Origin of the sequence: Streptomyces sp. 150FB (genome assembly GCF_000818195.1) — a bacterium.
Lineage (GTDB): Bacteria > Actinomycetota > Actinomycetes > Streptomycetales > Streptomycetaceae > Streptomyces.
In genome coordinates, this window is sequence record NZ_JTHL01000001.1 from 1,537,657 (window position 1) to 1,555,599 (window position 17,943).

Genomic DNA, 17,943 nt, shown 5'->3' on the forward strand with positions numbered 1-17,943 from the left:
AACATTACGCCTGATGGCCTGAGCTGAAACCGGGTTCGGCCGCCTCACTTGGATCATTTTCCTTTCCGGGCGTGGCATTCGAACGACTGCCGGGAACTGCGAGTACCCGCTGGGTGGCCAGCAGCACGAGCAGCGCGGCGATGCCGCCCCCGCCGGCGACCGCGAAGCTCGCTGCCGTACCGCCGAGTTCGACGGCCGGACCCGCCAGGGCCGTCCCCAGCGCGGCGCCGACCCCGAAGGTCGTCACGAGCCAGGAGAACGCCTCGGTGACCGTGCCGCGCGGGGCGTGCCGGTCGACGACGATGAACGCGCAGGCGATCGCCGGTGCGAGGAACAGTCCGGCGACGACGCTCAGCACGGTCATCGCGGCCACCCCCGGGGTGAGCGCCAGCGGCAGATAGCCGAGCGCGAGCAGCGCGACGATGGCCCTGAGCCTGCGTTCGGGGGCGCCGGTCCACCTGATGGCGCCGTACACGGCTCCGCCGATCAGCGCACCCAGACCGAGCGCGGCCATCAGCCACCCGTACACCGACTCCCGGCCGTGGTCGTCGGCGTACGCCACACCGGCGACCGTGATCGAGCCGAGCGCGACCCCGACGAAGAGGAAGGCGGCCAGCAGAGCGAGCAGGCCCGGCGCGCGCAGGGCGCCGAGCCAGTGGGCCTCGCGGGGCGCCGAACGCCAGACACGGGAGGGCTCGGAGAGGGCCACGGAGAGCGCGCCGAGCACGCCCATGGCGTTGATGACGATCAGTGCGGTGCCCGGGGACCAGAGGGCGACCAGCAGCGTCACCAGCAGCGGGCCCGCCGTGAACATGACTTCCTGCGCCACGGCGTCCATGGCGTAGGCCCGGTGCACCCGCTCCTCACGGCCGAGGACGCTGGGCCACAGCGCGCGCAGACCGCCTTCGAGGGGCGGGGTGAAGAGTCCGGAGACGATGACGGCCGCGTAGGCGAGCGGCTCCACGCCGGTGCCCACGGTCACCAGCACCACCACGCCGAGGGCGGAGAGGACGGCGGTCGGGATGTACACGCGCGGCTGGCCGTGCAGGTCGACGGCCCGGCCCAGCAGCGGCTGTCCGACGGCGTTGGAGATCCCGTACACGGCGGCGAGCGCGCCGGCGAAGCTGTAGCTGCCGCCGGCCGCCCGGACGAGCAGCACGATGGCGATCGGGGCGGTGGCGTTGGGCAGCCGGCCGAGGAGCGTGCCGGCGAGCAGCCGGGCGGCGCTCGGCGCCCTGAGGATGTCCGCGTACCCCGTGGTGCCTGTGGTGCCGGTCGTGTCCGTGGTGGCGGTGATGCCGGTGCTCGCGGTCTCCCCCGGCTCTCCGACGGCTCCGGTCTCGCCGGTCGGTCCTGCGGCCATGTCCCACTCCCCCTCCCGGGACCACCCGGGGGTTTTACGTATAACGTCGCCGTCATACGTACCATGAGCGCAGTCCGCCGGTCCACAGCGACGACGGCGAGCACGGCGACCACAGACCGGACGACGGGGAGCGAGGGCCATGACGGAGCAGGCGGCCAGGCCCACCAGCAGAGACGTGGCGCGCGCCGCCGGTGTGTCGCAGGCCACCGTCTCGCTCGTCCTCGGCGACAAGTGGCACGGCCGGGTCTCCGAGCGGACGGCCGGGCTCGTACGGGACACCGCGCGGCAGCTCGCCTACCGGCCCAACCTCGCCGCCCGTAACCTGCGGCTCGGCCGGACCAGGACCGCCCTGCTCGTCGTGCCCGCGCTCACCAACGAGTTCTTCGCCCGCGTGTACACCGGCGCCGCCGAGGTCGCCGCCCGGCACGACTTCGGGGTGGTCCTCTACCCCTCACCGGCCGGGGTGGGCCCGGCCAAGGACCCTTTCGCGTCGGCGCGCGCCGCCCTCGACGGCGTCATCGCCTCCTCGATGGCGACGGAGGCGCTGGCCGCGATCAGCGACGCGGATCTGCCGCTCGTCATGCTCGACAGCGATCCGGTGGGCCGCGGCGCCGCCGCGCGGGTGAATCTCGACATCGCCGACGGAATGCGGCAGGTGACGGACCATCTGCTCGGCCTCGGCCACCGCCGGATCGTGCACCTCGCCTCGTCCATCGACTCGTGGACCTTCGACGTACGGGCCGAGACCCTGGCCGAAGCGGTACGGGAGGTGCCGGGCGCGTCCGTGACGACGGTCCGCTCCCCCCTGGAGGTGGGCGCCGCGCGCGCCGCCGCCGTACGGGCGATCACCGGCCCCGGGCCGCGCCCCACGGCGCTGGTCTGCGACGACGACGTCCTGGCCGCCGGCGCCTGCAAGGCGGTACGGCGGCTCGGTCTGCGGGTGCCCGAGGACCTCTCCGTCACCGGTTTCGACGACCTCGCGCTGGCGACGGCGGTCGAACCGGAGCTGACCACCGTACGGCTCCCCGCCGAACGGGTCGGCGAGCGCGGCATGTCGGCGCTGCTGGCGGTCCTGGACGGCCGCGAGCCGGAGGCCGGCGACCTCCCGGTCACCCTGATGGTGCGCGGCTCCACAGCGGCCCCACAGGTCCCCTGAGCCACTCTCTCCCCGAACCCCGAACCCCGAACCCCGGACGTCACCGCGCCCCCGGACGTCACTGCGCCCCGGTCCGCACGACGGCGGGCCGGGGCACAGCGGAGAGGACAGGCGACCACCCGTCTACTCGTCGGTGGCGGTGTCCTCCGACTCCTCGGTGTCCGAGGGGGCGTCCGTCGGGGTGGACGCCGCTCCGTCCGCCTCCAGCAGGCGGGAGAGCTGGCGGCCGACGATCCGCTTGAACTTCCGCTGCTGCGGACGCTCACGATCCAGGACCGCCACCTCCAGCCGCTCGGCGGGAATCTCCCGCTCGCTGCCGTTGGTGTCCCTGGACAGCGCCTGGACGGCCAGCTTCAGCGCCTCGGCGAGCGACATGGCCTCGCGGTGCTGCTGGTCCAGATAGGTGCTGATCTGCTCCGAGCTGCCACCGACGGCGACCGAGCCGTGCTCGTCCACGATGGAACCGTCGTGCGGCAGCCGGTAGATCTGGTCGCCCTCCGGGGTGGCACCCACCTCGGCGACGACCAGCTCGACCTCGTACGGCTTCTCGCCGGCGCTGGAGAAGATGGTGCCGAGCGTCTGCGCGTAGACGTTGGCCAGACCACGCGCCGTCACATCGGCGCGGTCGTAGGTGTATCCCCGCAGATCGGCGTAGCGCACACCGCCGATCCGCAGATTCTCGTACTCGTTGTACTTGCCGGCGGCGGCGAAGCCGATCCGGTCGTAGATCTCGCTGAACTTGTGCAGCGCGCGGGACGGGTTCTCGCCGACGAAGACGATGCCGTCGGCGTACTGCAGCACGACCAGGCTGCGACCACGGGCGATGCCCTTGCGGGCGTACTCCGCCCGGTCGGCCATCGCCTGCTGGGGTGAGACATAGAACGGCGTCGACACCGGCTATCCGTCCCTTTCTGTCAGTGGCATGTCGGGTTCAGAACAGGGGCGTCAGAGCAGCGCGGCGCGCGGGCCGTCGGGCTGCTGCAACCGGCGCTCGAGGATCGAGCGGGCGATCTCGGCTGACTCCTCGTCGCCGATACGGCGGAAGCCGTCGTCGGTGATGACGGTGACGATCGGGTAGATCCGGCGGGCCACGTCGGGGCCGCCCGTCGCCGAGTCGTCGTCCGCCGCGTCGTAGAGCGCCTGGATGACCAGCGTCGTGGCCTCCTGCTCCGTCAGCTCCTCGTGGTAGAGCTTCTTCATCGCCCCGCGGGCGAAGATCGAGCCGGACCCGGTGGACGCGTAGCCGCTCTCCTCGGAGCGCCCGCCCGTCACGTCGTACGAGAAGATGCGGCCCTTCTCGCGGTCCACGTCGTAGCCCGCGAAGAGCGGGACGACGGCCAGGCCCTGCATGGCCATGGCGAGGTTGGAGCGGATCATCGTGGAGAGCCGGTTGGCCTTGCCCTCCAGGGAGAGCTGGGCACCTTCGACCTTCTCGAAGTGCTCCAGTTCGAGCTGGAAGAGCTTGACCATCTCCACGGCGAGACCGGCGGTGCCGGCGATGCCCACGGCCGAGTACTCGTCGGCCGGGAAGACCTTCTCGATGTCGCGCTGCGCGATCATGTTGCCCATCGTCGCCCGGCGGTCACCGGCGAGGACGACCCCGCCGGGGAACGTGACGGCGACGATCGTCGTGCCGTGCGGTGCCTCGATGGCGCCCTGAAGCGGCGGCAGCGAACGCTTCCCGGGCAGCATGTCCGGTGAGTGGTCCGACAGGAAGTCCATGAACGAGGACGAGCCGGGCGTCAGGAAGGCAGCCGGCAGACGCCCGGTGCTACGAGTGTTGGCTTCCACGCGTTTCCCTCCAGGTAGGCGATGGCCCGACGCAGAGTGTCAGGATCATCTCCCAACTTGCCGATGGCCGAATTGCAGTTGAAGCACAGTACGCCACGGACCCTACCCGTCCCGTGGCACTGATCCACATGTACCTCGGGACGGGACTGACGGATCGTACGGACACCCGTCAGGGACGGAATCGTCTCGTCGCGCACAGCTTCGGTGATGCCGTATCCGCGCACGCTCTCCCGGGAGTATCCGGAAGAACATCCTCCTGGTACGCCTGAAGTCCGTCACAAAGGGACCTGTCGCGACCGGACGTCTGATGGCACGGCGTCCGCCCGCGACAGGAATGGCTCCCTCGGACATTCACATGCGCGACTACTGTCCGCCCTTTTGCACGAAGGAACGCACGAAGTCCTCGGCATTCTCTTCGAGCACGTCGTCGATTTCGTCGAGAACCGAGTCCACGTCGTCCGACAGCTTCTCCTGTCGCTCCTTGAGGTCCTCGGAGCCCTGCGCGTCCTGCGCCTGCTCCTCAACCTCCTCCGTGGAATGCGTGGCCTTCTGCTGTCCGCCGCCGGTGTCCTTGGTCGCCATATCCCTCACCCCGCTCGGTTCGCCCCGCTCGATGTGACCTTCAAGATCAGACCCTACAAGCCGGGTCCGACATCGGCCCGGCACTTTGGTACAACGTCCGGAGCCTGCCCCGATCATTCCCTGACCGGGGTCGTTTCAGCCTCCGGACAGCACCCGGACCAGGTCTTCCGCCGTACGGCACCGGTCCAGCAGCTCCTTCACGTGGTTGCGTGTACCACGCAGCGGTTCCAGAGTCGGCACCCGTTGCAGTGAGTCGCGTCCGGGCAGGTCGAAGATGACCGAGTCCCAGGACGCGGCGGCCACGTCGTCCGCGTACTGCTCGAGGCAGCGGCCGCGGAAGTAGGCCCTGGTGTCCTCAGGAGGCTTTGTCCTGGCCCGTTCGACGTCCCTGTCGTCCAGCAGACGCCGCATCTTGCCGCGCGCGACCAGACGGTTGTAGACGCCCTTGTCGGGGCGCACGTCGGAGTACTGGAGATCCACCAGGTGCAGCCTCGGGGCGTCCCAGTCCAGGCTGTCCCTGCGGCGGTAGCCCTCAAGAACTTCGCGCTTGGTGATCCAGTCGAGTTCCCCCGACAGGCTCATCGGGTCGTTCTCCAGCCGGTTGAGCGTGTCCTCCCAGCGGGCCAGGACGTCCCTGGTCTGCTCGTCGGCGTCGGCGCCGTACCGCTCCTCGACGTACTTCCTCGCCAGCTCGAAGTACTCCATCTGGAGCTGTACCGCGGTGAGTGTCCGGCCGCTGCGGAGCGTGACGAGCTGGTGCAGCGTCGGGTCGTGCGAGACCTGGTGCAGCGTCCGTACCGGCTGGTCGACGGCCAGATCCACATTGATGAAGCCGTCCTCGATCATCGCGAGGACCAGCGAGGTCGTGCCCAGCTTGAGGTAGGTGGAGATCTCTGACAGGTTCGCGTCGCCGATGATCACATGGAGCCTGCGGTACCGCTCGGCGTCCGAGTGCGGTTCGTCGCGGGTGTTGATGATGGGGCGCTTGAGCGTGGTCTCCAGGCCGACCTCGACCTCAAAGTAGTCCGCGCGCTGGCTGATCTGGAAGCCGTGCTCGTGGCCGTCCTGGCCGATGCCGACCCGGCCGGCGCCGGTCACGACCTGCCGGGACACGAAGAACGGCGTCAGGTGGCGCACGATGTCCGAGAAGGGGGTCTCCCGCTTCATCAGGTAGTTCTCGTGCGTGCCGTAGGACGCGCCCTTGTTGTCGGTGTTGTTCTTGTACAGATGGATCGGCTGGGCGCCCGGCAACTGGGCGGCCCGCTCGGCCGCCTCCGCCATGATCCGTTCACCGGCCTTGTCCCAGAGGACCGCGTCCCGGGGGTTGGTGATCTCGGGAGAGGCGTACTCCGGGTGCGCGTGGTCCACGTACAGCCGTGCGCCGTTCGTGAGGATCACGTTGGCCAGGCCGATGTCCTCGTCGGTGAGCTGCGTGGAATCGGCGGTCTCGCGGGCGAGGTCGAAGCCACGCGCGTCCCGCAGTGGGTTCTCCTCCTCGAAGTCCCAGCGGGCGCGGCGCGCCCTCTGCATCGCTGCCGCGTAGGCGTTGACGATCTGGGATGAGGTGAGCATGGCATTGGCGTTCGGGTGCCCCGGGACGGAGATTCCGTACTCCGTCTCGATGCCCATTACTCGCCGTACGGTCATGCGGCCCTCCTTGCCCGGCGGTGCTCCCCTTCGGGAGCGCCGCTCAAGTACCGCTGTCTCTCCGGTGCGTGTGCGGTGCCCGTCCCCGCACTGCGTGACTCGGCGGTACCGAAGAGCCTAGAACGCCGTAGCGCTGGTGGGGAGATCAATTTCGTCATTGCTTCGGAGTCGTGGAACGTGCGGGGGAAAAGAACCGGCTGCGGATGCCCTCGCGGACATCCGCAGCCGCCTCTTCGAACTACAGGTACTGACCCGTGTTCGCCACTGTGTCGATGGAGCGTCCGGTGTCCGCGCCCTGCTTTCCGGTCACCAGGGTACGGATGAACACGATCCGCTCGCCCTTCTTACCGGAGATACGGGCCCAGTCGTCGGGGTTGGTGGTGTTGGGCAGGTCCTCGTTCTCCTTGAACTCGTCCACACATGCCTGGAGGAGATGGGAGACCCGCAGACCCTTCTGATTCTGGTCGAGGAAGTCCTTGATGGCCATTTTCTTGGCCCGGTCGACGATGTTCTGAATCATCGCGCCGGAGTTGAAGTCCTTGAAATAGAGGACTTCCTTGTCCCCGTTGGCGTACGTGACCTCGAGGAAGCGGTTTTCCTCGGACTCGGTGTACATCCTCTCCACAACCGTCTGGATCATGCCCGCCACCGCGTCCTCACGGGAGTCGCGGTGTTCGGCCAGGTCGTCCGTGTGGAGCGGCAGCGAGGACCTGAGGTACTTGGCGAAGATGTCCTTCGCGGCCTCCGCGTCCGGGCGCTCGATCTTGATCTTCACATCGAGTCGTCCGGGGCGCAGGATCGCGGGGTCGATCATGTCCTCCCGGTTGGAGGCGCCGATGACGATCACGTTCTCCAGGCCCTCCACACCGTCGATCTCGGCGAGGAGCTGCGGGACGATGGTGTTCTCCACGTCCGAGCTGACACCGGATCCGCGGGTGCGGAAGAGGGATTCCATCTCGTCGAAGAAGACGATGACGGGCGTTCCCTCGCTCGCCTTCTCCCGGGCACGCTGGAAGACCAGGCGGATGTGCCGCTCGGTCTCACCGACGTACTTGTTGAGGAGCTCGGGTCCCTTGATGTTGAGGAAGTAGCTCTTCCCCGCGGGCCGGCCGCTGACCTCGGCGACCTTCTTGGCAAGGGAGTTGGCCACGGCCTTGGCGATGAGCGTCTTGCCGCAGCCGGGGGGGCCGTAGAGCAGGATGCCCTTCGGCGGACGCAGTTCGTGCTCCTTGAAGAGGTCCGGGTGGAGGTACGGAAGCTCGACCGCGTCGCGGATCATCTCGATCTGGCCGCCCAGACCGCCGATCTTGTCGTAGTCGACGTCCGGGACCTCTTCGAGGACGAGCTCCTCGACCTCGCTCTTGGGGACCACTTCGTAGACGTAACCGGAGCGGGAGTCGAGCAGCAGGGCATCACCGGAGCGGATGGTGATGTCCAGCAGCGGCTCCGCGAGCCGCACCACCCGTTCCTCGTCGGTGTGCCCGACCACCAGGGCACGCTCGCCGTCCTCAAGGATCTCCTTGAGGGTGACGATGTCCCCGGCACGCTCGTACTCCATGGCCTCGACCACGTTGAGCGCTTCGTTGAGCATGACTTCCTGGCCACGCCTGAGCTCTTCGAGCTCGACGCTGGGACTGACGTTCACCCGGAGCTTTCGGCCCCCGGTGAAGATGTCAGCCGTACCGTCCTCATTGGCCTGCAGAAAAACCCCGAAACCGGCCGGCGGCTGAGCGAGCCGGTCGACTTCTTCCTTGAGGGCCACGATCTGGTCGCGGGCCTCACGGAGCGTATTGGCGAGCCGCTCATTCTGAGCGGACACACCCGCCAGGTTCGTCTGCAACTCGACGATCCGCTCTTCGAGAATCCTCGTGTGACGCGGAGAGTCGGCGAGCTTGCGTCGCAGGACGGCGATTTCCTGCTCGAGATAGGCAACCTGGCCGGCTGGGTCTTCTGACCCCCGCCCGGGCCGGATGCCGCGGTTGATGTCGTCGTCGTGGGCTGCCACGGTCCTCACCTCCTCCAAGGGGAGCTGGACGCTTCCTGACCCTACCTGGGTGGGTGGGTGTTGAAACCCCTAGATCACAAAGACTGTCGGGGTGTGTCCGATCTTCACCCTTGCGCTCTCCCCTCACGCCAGGGGAATACCCACCGTTCAACATCGGAAAGCAGCCGGTTGTATCGTCGAAGTGTTCAACACCCGTCAGGGTTGGCGCGACTTACTCCATAGTGCATCACCCGACGCAGAAAACGGCAGGAGAAAATGACCGTGCAGCAGGAGGCCACCGCCGACGGCGCCACCGAGGCCCAGGAGCCGCTGGAGGTCTGGATCGACCAGGACCTGTGTACCGGGGACGGGATCTGCGTCCAGTACGCCCCCGAGGTCTTCGAGCTGGACATCGACGGGCTCGCCTATGTGAAGAGCCCGGAGGACGAGCTGCTCCAGTCCCCGGGTGCCACCACGCGGGTGCCGCTGCCGCTGCTGACGGACGTCAGGGACTCGGCGAAGGAGTGTCCGGGCGACTGCATCCACGTACGCCGGGTTTCGGACAGCGTCGAGGTGTACGGCCCCGACGCGGAGTGACATCGGCGCCCGGGCGTTACGGAGAGTAACGCCCGGCGGGCGAGGGTGGAAGCGAGGGCCTACGGTCGGCGGTGGGTCATACGCTGCGGCCGTCGGCCAGGTCGCTGCGGACGAACGCGCCGCCCTTCCACTGCCACGACACCCGCTGCTTCTCGTCCGGGCAGCACCTCGGCACGTCGGGCGTCGAGTAGCCGAGCAGGGTCGCGAGCACGACACCGCCCTTTATGCCGAATCCGTCGCCGACGCTCTCCTTGTCCTGCGGCGTGACCAGGGTGGCGACTATGCGGGCCGGCGGGGCGGCGGAGGCGCCGCTTCCGGTGCCGGTCGAACCCCGCGTACCGGTGGCGCCGCCGCCGCTCCCGGCGGCCCTGGTCAGTACGTACACGGCGCTCGGCGGGGTGCCGGAGCCACCGTCGCAGCGGACCACGGCGGCCGTCTCCGGATTGCCGTCCCCGTCGAGATCGCCGGACGCCTTCTCCGTCACGACGCTGCCGACCCCGCCGCACTCCAGCGGGAAGTCCACACCGGCGGTGCCGGGGGCGGGAAGCGGTGAGTGGTCACGGGTGGTGGCCGTGGCCACCCCCTGGCCGGACCGTGGTGCGCCGGCGCCCGGCTGAAGCAGACCCGCCAGCCCCACCACTCCCACCATCACGGTGGCGGTGGCGAGCCAGTGCATCGCGTGGGGGCGGGTGTGCGCGAGGTCCGGGACGTCGGAGAGCTGCACGCGGAGTGTCTCCTGTGAAGGCGGTGCCGGGGGGATATTCCGAGGTGGGAGGGAGACAGCATCGTGCCACACGTCACAGCGGGGTGGAACAGCCGGGGTGGAACAGCGGCGTTCGGAAGACCGCGGTGCGGCCGACACGAAGAAGCTGCCGTCCAGTTCCCCGTCCGGGGACGGGGAACTGGACGGCAGCGGCATGGCGTTGGCGGCCCGTACGCCGGGCCGGGCGGTGACCTGGGGGCTCTCGGCCGTCAGGTCGTCGGATCAACCGTCCGTCGGTCCGTCCGACACTTCCTCGGAGGCCACGGGCTGATCGGACACGGCGGACGCTGCGGACTCTCCGGAGCGGTCGGCCTTGCCCGACCGGCCGCGGGAGCCGCTGGTGCTCCCCGGACCGTCGTAGTCGTCGCCGTACGCGCCCTTGGAGGGACGGCGGCGGCGCAGCGGGGGCTCGACACCGTCGGCGAGACGGCGGGCCGTCACCAGGAAGCCTGTGTGGCCGATCATCCGGTGGTCGGGCCGGACGGCCAGACCCTCGACGTGCCAGTTGCGGATCATCGACTCCCACGCGGCCGGCTCGTTGAACGTACCGAACTCGCGGATCGTCTCCACGGTGCGGGCGAGCTGGGTGGTGGTCGCGACGTACGCGCAGAGGATGCCGCCGGGAACCAGGGCCTTGGAGACGGCCTCCATGCACTCCCAGGGGGCGAGCATGTCCAGGATCACGCGGTCGACATCCGTGTCCGACAGGTTGTCCTGGAGGTCACCCACGGTGAGCTGCCAGGCCGGGTGCGGTTCGCCGAAGTAGCGCTCCACGTTGTTCCTGGCGATGTCGGCGAAGTCCTCGCGGCGCTCGTAGGAGTGCAGCATGCCCTGGTCACCGATGACCCGCAGCAGGAAGGCGCTGAGCGAGCCGGAGCCCACACCGGCCTCGACGACACGTGCGCCGGGGAAGATGTCGGCGAAGGCCAGGATCTGGCCGGCGTCCTTCGGGTAGACCACGGCGGCGCCGCGGGGCATGGACAGGACGTAGTCGGGGAGCAGGGGGCGCAGCGCGAGATAGGCGACGTTCCCCGTGGTACGGACAACACTGCCCTCGGGAGCACCGATCAGCTCGTCGTGCGGGAAGGACCCTTTGTGGGTGTGGAAATTCTTCCCGGCTTCGAGCGTGAAGGTGTAGTGGCGTCCCTTGGGATCTGTGAGCTGGACCTGGTCCCCGACCTTGAAGGGCCCGCGTCGGCGGGCGGCACCGGTCGGTTCGGACATGCCCTCACACTAGCGTCTTTTTTCGATGGTCCTGTTTGAGCCGCCGGGGCGGCCGGACGCCCCTCCTGCCACGGGGCGACTCCGAGCGTCAGTTCGACTGCGGTCGGGCCATCGCCGCCACGAAGGCGCGCTCCACGTCCGTCGTGGACAGCACCCCGTAGATCTCCCCCGACTCCTCCACGACCAGGTACTCCGTGGCCGGGCTCGCCCTGAGGCGTTCCAGGAGCGCTTCCCCGGCCAGCTCGGCGGAGACCCTCATTCCCTCCGTCAGATCCTGGGCCAGGGTGCTCACCGCGACCCAGGGCCGGCGGTGCTGGGGGACGCCGGCGATCGCCGTCTCCCGGACCAGCGCCCTCGGTTCGCCCTGGCTGTCCACGACGACCAGGGCCCTGGCCCCGGCCTCGTTGGCCCGGCGCAGCGCCTCGGAGAGCGGGGTGTGGGCCTCGACCGGTACGGCACGGCGGGTGAGCGCGCGGGCCTCCAGCTCCGGGAGGTGTTCCCTGAGCCGGGCCATCCGCAGGCTGTTGCCGGCGCCGGTCCACATGATCGCGGCGAGGATGGCGGCGAGCAGGGCGTCGGTGACGGTCTCGACTCCGCCGATGTCCTCGCTGGTCCTGCCGAATCCGCCTGTCTGGGTGAGCAGCGGCAGGCCGACGAGGACGATGACGGCCAGTGCCCTGCCGACCCACGCGGCGGCGACGGTACCGCTCATGGGCTTTCCGGTGATCTTCCAGACGACGGCGCGCAGCATCCGGCCGCCGTCGAGCGGCAGTCCTGGGAGCAGGTTGAAGGCGGCGACGAGGAGGTTGGAGACCATCAGCCCCGCGAGCAGGACGCCGGGGATGGAGGAGCCGTCGACAGCGAGCAGGACGAGGTAGAAGACGCCGGCGAGCACCAGGGAGAGCAGCGGGCCGACAAAGGCGAGGACGAACTCCCGGCCCGGGGTCTCGGTCTCCTTCTCGATCTCGGAGACGCCGCCGAAGAACTGGAGCTGGATGCGGCGCACCGGCAGTTTGAAGCGCAGCGCGGCGACGGTGTGGGCCAGTTCGTGGACGAGTACGGAGGCGTAGAAGGCGACGGCGAAGAACAGGGCCACCAGGTAGCGGGCCCCGCCGAGTCCCGGGAGGACCCGGTCGAGCTGGCCGCCGAAGATCCAGGTGATGAGGGCGGCCACCAGGAACCAACTGGGAGCGACGTAGACGGGCACGCCGAAGGGCCGGCCCATGAGGATGCCGCCGCCGGGGTCGGCGGGACGCTCGGGCTTGCCGCCGGGCGTGGGGCCCTCCGTACCGGACCGACGCTGCTCGCTCCCGCCGCTCTCGTCGTCCTCTTTCACGTGTTCCCTTCGTTGGCGACAGCGTCACTCGCTCGGTCATCCGCCGCGAGAGGCTCTGTGGTCGATGGTATTCCGATCGCTGTCGGTGTCGGGTCGTAGGGTCTGCGTCATGAGTACCAGCCTGCCGCCCTCTTCGCTGTCACCCTCGCGTGCGAACGACTTCATGCAGTGTCCCCTGTTGTACCGGTTCAGGGTGATCGACAAGTTGCCGGAGAAGCCGAGCGAGGCCGCGACGCGCGGCACGCTGGTGCACGCCGTGCTGGAGCGGCTCTTCGACGATCCGGCGGTCGACCGTACGGCGCCGCGCGCCAGGGCGATGGTGCCAGGGCAGTGGGACCGGCTGCTGGAGTCCAGGCCGGAACTGGCCGGATTGTTCGACGGGGACGCGGAGGGCGAGCGGCTGACGCGCTGGCTGGGTGAGGCCGAGCGGCTGGTCGAGCGGTGGTTCTCGCTGGAGGATCCGACGCGTCTCGAGCCCGCCGAGCGGGAGCTGTTCGTGGAGACGGAACTCGATTCGGGGCTCCGGCTGCGCGGGGTGATCGACCGGGTGGACGTGGCGCCGACGGGTGAGGTGCGGATCGTCGACTACAAGACGGGGAAGGCGCCGCGTCCGGAGTACGCGGAGAGTGCGCTGTTCCAGATGAAGTTCTACGCCTTGGTGGTGTGGCGGTGGAAGCGCGTCGTACCCCGCCGGCTCCAGTTGGTGTATCTCGGCAGTGGCGAGGTCGTGACGTACGACCCGGTGGAAGCGGACCTGGAGCGGGTGGAGCGCAAGCTGCTCGCGCTGTGGGAGGCGATCAAGCTGGCCACCGAGACGGGTGAGTGGCTGCCTCGGCCCACGAAGCTGTGCGGCTGGTGCGACCACAAGGCTTTCTGTCCGGAATTCGGCGGCACCCTCCCGGTCTACCCGCTGACGGTCGCCCCGGCGGCCGCGCCGGCCGGGGCGGTGGCCGGGGCGGTGGAGGTCCAGGAAAGCGTCTAGGGCCCGCTCCTGAGCGGCGGGGGACCCCGGGGGCCCCGTCGGCTCCCGGCCACCTGGGACCGGGGGTGTCAGGGCAGAATGGGGCCGGTCTATTGAAGGAGTTCCCTGTGACTGTCCGCGTCCTACTGGTCGACGACCAGCCGCTGCTGCGCACCGGTTTCCGGATGATTCTGGAGGCCGAGCAGGACATCGCGGTCGTGGGCGAGGCCGGGGACGGCCTCCAGGCCATCGATCAGGTGCGGGCGCTCCAGCCCGATGTGGTGCTGATGGACATCCGGATGCCCCGGATGGACGGGGTCGAGGCGACCCGGCAGATCACCGGTCCCGGCCGGGACGGTCCGGCGAAGGTGCTGGTCCTGACGACGTTCGATCTGGACGAGTACGTGGTGGAGGCGCTGCGGGCGGGGGCCAGCGGCTTCCTGCTCAAGGACGCGCCGGCCAACGAACTGGTGCAGGCCATCCGGGTGGTGGCGGCGGGCGAGGCGATGCTGGCGCCGAGCATCACGCGCCGGCTGCTCGACAAGTACGCGGACCACCTGCCGTCCGGCGAGGACCCGGTGCCCGACGCCCTGCACACGCTGACCGAGCGTGAGGTGGAGGTGCTGAAGCTGGTGGCGCGCGGTCTCTCGAACGCGGAGATCGCGGCGGACCTCTTCGTCAGCGAGACCACCGTCAAGACGCATGTGGGGCACGTGCTGACGAAGCTGGGGCTGCGGGACCGGGTGCAGGCCGCGGTGTACGCGTACGAGAGCGGGCTGGTGCGCCCCGGCGCCCAGTAGGGCGCCGACAACACGGGTGCGCCGCTCCCGCTCCGGAGCGGTGCTTCCGTGCCCGGTACGCCCGGCTCAGCGCGCCCCGCTCAGCCGGTGTCCTTGCTGATCTCCCAGAACCGGAAGACGGTCGAGGCGTCCAGCGTCCACTCCAGCCCCGAGATGTTGTCGTAGGCGACCGCGTACTGCTTGCCCTGCCAGAGCGGCAGGATCGGCAGTTGCTGGGCCACCTCGTCCTGGAGTTCACCGAAGTCCTTCTCGGTGAGGCCCCGGTCGGTCTGGGCCGAGGTCTCCGGGATGATGCGGCCGGTGATGTCGTTGTTCGTGTAGTTGTTCTCCAGGACGTTGTCCTTGCCGAAGAACGGCTGGGTGAAGTTGTCCGGGTCGGGGTAGTCCGGCACCCAGCCCTTCACATAGACGCCGTACTTGCCGGCCGCGATGTCCTTCTCGTACTGGTCGAAGGCGACGGATTTCACCGAGGCGTCGAAGAGCCCGCTGGAGTTGAGCTGTTTCGCGATGGCCTTGAACTCGAGGTCCGTCGCCGGGCCGTAGCGGCTCGGCGTGGACCAGAGGGTCAGCTTCACCTTGCCGGTGATGCCCGCGGCGCGCAGCGCGCTCTCGGCCTTGGAGGGCTGCGGGCTGCCCCCGTACAGGTCGAAGAACGCGGTGTTGTGGCCGGTGATCCCGGCTGGCACGATCGAGTACAGCGGGGTGGCGGTGGACTGGTAGACCTGGCTGACCAGGGCGTCGCGGTCGACCAGATAGGCGATGGCCTTGCGTACGGCCAGCTTGCCGACGACCGGGTCCTTCATGTTGAACACCAGGTGCTGCACCTCGGCGCTGGTGCCCTCGACGACGTCGATGCCCTTCTTCTGGGCGCTGGCCGAGTCCTCCAGCTTCGCGTTGTCCTGCGCCGTGAGTCCCCGGTAGGCGATGTCGACGGTGCCCTTTTCGAGCGCGGCAGCCAGCGCCTTCTGGTCGCCACGGAAGAAGCTGAGTGTCACGCCGGAGTTCTTGACCACCGCGGTGCCCTGGTAGTCGGAGTTGACCGAGAAGACGGCCTTCTGCTTGGTGATCGAGTCCAGCTTGTACGGGCCTGAGCCGACCGCGCCGCTGTCCTTGCGCAGCGCCCCGCTGGGGTACGAGCGGTGGTCCACGATGGAGCCGGCACCGGAGGCTATCTTGCTGGGGAACGTGGCGTCGGGGACGTTGAGGTGGAAGACCACCGTGGACGCGGTCGGGGTGTCGATCGTACGGATGGTGGAGAGCAGCGGCGCGGGCCCGGCCGGGTCGTCGATCTTGATCGCCCGGTCGAAGGAGTACTTCACGTCCTGGGACGTGAGGCTGTCCCCGTTGCTGAAGGTCAGGCCCGCGCGCAGGGTGCACCGGTAGGTCGTACTGCCACCCTGCTCGAACGCGCACGACTTGGCCGCCTCCGGCTGGGGTGTCGAACTGCCCTTGGGAAAGCTCATCAAGGACTGGAACACGTTGTTGAACAGCAGCCAGGACCCAGGGTCGTAACCCGCGGCGGGATCGGTCGCCAGGACGTCGTCCGACATGCCGACGACGATGGACCCGCCGGTGTCGGCGGTTCCCCCCTGGGTCTCGGTGCCGCAGCCACTCAGCAGCGCCGCTGCGAGCCCCGCCGCCGAGGGGATGGTCAACCACCTGCTGGGTGCCTTCACTGAACTGCCTCGTGCTCTCTGCCGGCCACCGTGGCGAACCACGGCGGCCGGACGGTGGATCAAGATGTGCCGCGTCCCAGTTCCCACAGGTGCAGGGTCGCGCCGGAGTCGAGCGCCCACTCGGCGCCCGTGATGTCGTCCCGGGCCGCGATGTACTGCTTTCCCTGCCACAGCGGGAGCATCGGTACATCGTCCGCCACGATGTCCTGCAACGTCGCGAAAGTATCGGAAGCAGCGCTGCGATCCGCCTCACGGCGCGAAGCGGGAATCAGCTCCTTCTGCGCTTCCTCACTGACGTACGGGGTGTGGAGGATGTTGTCCTTGTCCAGGAACGGAGCTATGTAGTTGTCGGGGTCCGGGAAGTCCGGGAACCAGCCGAGGCCGAAGACCGGGTATTTGCCGGTGTTCTTCTTGGGCAGGAACGTCGCCCACTTCTCGCCGTTGAGGCTGATGTCGAAGAGCCCCGTGGCGTTGAGCTGGTCCCGGAGATTCGCGAACTCCTTGGCCGTGGCAGCACCGTAGTGGTCGGTGGTGTAGTTCAGGGTGAGTTTTACCGGCGTGTTGATGCCGGCGTTCTGCAACAGTTGCTTGGCCTTGGCGGCGCTGGGCTGGCCGTACTTGTTGAAGAACGAGTTGGTGTGACCGCTGATGCCGGCCGGGATGACCGAGTAGAGCGGGTCGGCCACCCCGTCGTAGACCTTGCTGATGAGGTCGCCCCGGTCGATGGAGGCCGCCATCGCCTGGCGTACGGCCTTCTCCTTCACCACGGGCGCGTTGGTGTTGAACGCCAGATAGCGGATTTCCTGGCCAGGCAGCTCGGTGAGGTTGATGCCGTCGATCGGCTTGACCTGCATGTCGCGGATCTGCTGCGGCGTGATCGAACGGTTCATCACATCGATGTCGCCCTTCTTGAGGGCCGCCATCATCTTCTCGGCGCTCGGGAAGTACTTCATCTCGACCTTGTCGTTGGCGACCTTGAGGGCGCCCTTGTAGGTCGGGTTCTTCGTGTATGTCGCCGTCATCATCTGGCCGTTGGTGACCTCGGCCTGGAAGGTGTACGGGCCGGAGCCGTCGATGGCGAAGCCGTTGCGCTCCTTCTTCGGCGCGTACAGCTTCGGGTCGATGATCCCGGCGATGGGGGTGGACAGCTTGTAAGGGAAGGTCGCGTCCGCCGTCTTGAGGTGGAAGACGAGTCCGGTGTCACCCTTGACGTCGATCGTGTCGATGTTCGACAGCAGACCGACGGCGCCGTTGGGGTCGCTGATGTTGAGCACGCGCTCGATGGAGTACTTGACGTCGGCCGCGGTGACCGGGTCGCCGGAGGCGAACTTCAGCCCGCTGCGCAGGGTGCAGCGGTAGCTCTCGCTGCTGGTGTCCGTGAAGCCACACTCGCTGGCCGCGTCGGGCTCGGGAGCGCCGCCGCCGCGCGGTATGTAGAGCAGTGACTGGATGGTCTGGCGGAGCAGGTTCCAGGTGTTGGTGTCGTACGTGTACGCCGGGTCGACAGGCGCGGGTGCTTTCGCTGTCGCGACGAACGGGTCGGTGGTGCCCACGACGATGACGTCACTGCTGTCCGACCCCGAGCCCGGGCCGCCACAGCCTGCGAGTACGGACGCGAGCACGGCGACCACGGCCGACAGCACCAAGGTCTTGCGGTTCATCCTGGACGTACTCCTCATCCGGCACTGGGGGTACAGATGTGCACATGGGAGACCCGCCGCGACCGCCCGGTCGGGGCAGTGCGACCGGGCCGGGATTCAGGCTGTCTGTCCTGCTGTTCATGGCGACTTGAGAGTCGCCGGGACACAACATTGAACGCGACGAAGTACCCGCGACGAGATTAGACGGCAGCGCGGGTAATACGGGAACTGGCCTGCTGCGAACCGTAATCACAAAGTGATACGCAATAGCGTCCCGCCGATATCGGGGTGCGGGCATGTTTCGTACAGGACTTCAGGAATCAGGACACAAGGGAACGGCTGGGCACGCTCTGGGCGCGCCTGGATCAGCACTCCTCGCCGCTGTCGATGACGCGGGGCGTGACAAAGCTCACGCTTGACGCC

Annotated in this window: 15 protein-coding genes and 1 pseudogene; 4 read left to right on the forward strand and 12 right to left on the reverse strand. The window is 68.5% G+C overall.

What is annotated here, in order from left to right; all coding sequences use genetic code 11:
* Positions 1 to 4: 4 nt before the first annotated feature.
* Positions 5 to 1,363: an MFS transporter gene (locus tag QR77_RS06225; RefSeq protein ID WP_078876503.1), complete on the reverse strand. Its 1,359-nt coding sequence runs from the start codon at positions 1,361 to 1,363 to the stop codon at positions 5 to 7.
* Between the two features lie 139 nt (positions 1,364 to 1,502).
* Here QR77_RS06225 and QR77_RS06230 point away from each other — a divergent pair, with 139 nt between their 5' ends.
* A complete protein-coding gene (locus QR77_RS06230; protein WP_040020167.1) occupies positions 1,503 to 2,519 on the forward strand; it encodes a LacI family DNA-binding transcriptional regulator in 1,017 nt (338 codons plus the stop codon).
* A 123-nt stretch (positions 2,520 to 2,642) separates the two neighbouring features.
* Here QR77_RS06230 and prcA read toward each other — a convergent pair whose 3' ends face one another.
* The 6 genes and pseudogenes from prcA to arc all read right to left on the reverse strand — a co-directional run bounded on the left by prcA (position 2,643) and on the right by arc (position 8,544).
* Complete coding sequence (prcA, locus tag QR77_RS06235; RefSeq protein WP_040020169.1) at positions 2,643 to 3,413, reverse strand: proteasome subunit alpha; 771 nt, start codon at positions 3,411 to 3,413, stop codon at positions 2,643 to 2,645.
* 51 nt (positions 3,414 to 3,464) lie between these two features.
* A complete protein-coding gene (gene prcB, locus QR77_RS06240) occupies positions 3,465 to 4,310 on the reverse strand; it encodes a proteasome subunit beta (RefSeq protein WP_040020171.1) in 846 nt (281 codons plus the stop codon).
* Positions 4,262 to 4,531, reverse strand: a pseudogene (locus tag QR77_RS43260) (endonuclease VII domain-containing protein); the annotation flags it as partial. The pseudogene QR77_RS43260 and the gene prcB, both read right to left, overlap by 49 nt.
* 142 nt (positions 4,532 to 4,673) lie before the next feature.
* Positions 4,674 to 4,892, reverse strand: coding sequence for a ubiquitin-like protein Pup (locus tag QR77_RS06250; RefSeq protein ID WP_040020172.1), 219 nt, complete (start codon positions 4,890 to 4,892; stop codon positions 4,674 to 4,676).
* A 135-nt stretch (positions 4,893 to 5,027) separates the two neighbouring features.
* The gene (dop, locus tag QR77_RS06255; RefSeq protein ID WP_201778794.1) at positions 5,028 to 6,539 is read right to left on the reverse strand and encodes a depupylase/deamidase Dop; all 1,512 of its coding nucleotides are present in this window, start codon (positions 6,537 to 6,539) and stop codon (positions 5,028 to 5,030) included.
* Positions 6,540 to 6,777: 238 nt separating this feature from the next.
* Positions 6,778 to 8,544 (reverse strand): proteasome ATPase, encoded by a 1,767-nt coding sequence (arc, locus tag QR77_RS06260; RefSeq protein ID WP_040027391.1) that lies wholly within the window; start codon positions 8,542 to 8,544, stop codon positions 6,778 to 6,780.
* Between the two features lie 255 nt (positions 8,545 to 8,799).
* On the opposite strand from arc, the gene QR77_RS06265 reads away from it, so the two are divergent.
* Positions 8,800 to 9,120 carry a ferredoxin gene (locus tag QR77_RS06265; protein WP_040020178.1) on the forward strand — a complete coding sequence of 107 codons (321 nt, stop codon included), beginning with the start codon at positions 8,800 to 8,802 and terminating at the stop codon, positions 9,118 to 9,120.
* Positions 9,121 to 9,196: 76 nt separating this feature from the next.
* Here the strand turns inward: QR77_RS06265 and QR77_RS06270 are convergent, their stop codons facing one another.
* The 3 genes from QR77_RS06270 to QR77_RS06285 all read right to left on the reverse strand — a co-directional run bounded on the left by QR77_RS06270 (position 9,197) and on the right by QR77_RS06285 (position 12,443).
* Positions 9,197 to 9,844, reverse strand: coding sequence for a hypothetical protein (locus tag QR77_RS06270; protein WP_040020179.1), 648 nt, complete (start codon positions 9,842 to 9,844; stop codon positions 9,197 to 9,199).
* Between the two features lie 261 nt (positions 9,845 to 10,105).
* Positions 10,106 to 11,107: a tRNA (adenine-N1)-methyltransferase gene (locus tag QR77_RS06280; RefSeq protein ID WP_063798003.1), complete on the reverse strand. Its 1,002-nt coding sequence runs from the start codon at positions 11,105 to 11,107 to the stop codon at positions 10,106 to 10,108.
* 88 nt (positions 11,108 to 11,195) lie between these two features.
* Positions 11,196 to 12,443 carry a site-2 protease family protein gene (locus QR77_RS06285; RefSeq protein WP_040020182.1) on the reverse strand — a complete coding sequence of 416 codons (1,248 nt, stop codon included), beginning with the start codon at positions 12,441 to 12,443 and terminating at the stop codon, positions 11,196 to 11,198.
* A gap of 64 nt (positions 12,444 to 12,507) precedes the next feature.
* On the opposite strand from QR77_RS06285, the gene QR77_RS06290 reads away from it, so the two are divergent.
* Positions 12,508 to 13,425, forward strand: coding sequence for a PD-(D/E)XK nuclease family protein (locus tag QR77_RS06290; RefSeq protein WP_078876505.1), 918 nt, complete (start codon positions 12,508 to 12,510; stop codon positions 13,423 to 13,425).
* 107 nt (positions 13,426 to 13,532) lie between these two features.
* Positions 13,533 to 14,204, forward strand: coding sequence for a response regulator transcription factor (locus QR77_RS06295; RefSeq protein WP_040020183.1), 672 nt, complete (start codon positions 13,533 to 13,535; stop codon positions 14,202 to 14,204).
* 80 nt (positions 14,205 to 14,284) lie between these two features.
* Here QR77_RS06295 and QR77_RS06300 read toward each other — a convergent pair whose 3' ends face one another.
* Complete coding sequence (locus tag QR77_RS06300; protein WP_040020185.1) at positions 14,285 to 15,880, reverse strand: ABC transporter substrate-binding protein; 1,596 nt, start codon at positions 15,878 to 15,880, stop codon at positions 14,285 to 14,287.
* 59 nt (positions 15,881 to 15,939) lie between these two features.
* On the reverse strand, positions 15,940 to 17,541 hold the full coding sequence (locus QR77_RS06305) for an ABC transporter substrate-binding protein (protein WP_040020187.1): 1,602 nt from the start codon (positions 17,539 to 17,541) through the stop codon (positions 15,940 to 15,942).
* Positions 17,542 to 17,943: the final 402 nt, after the last annotated feature.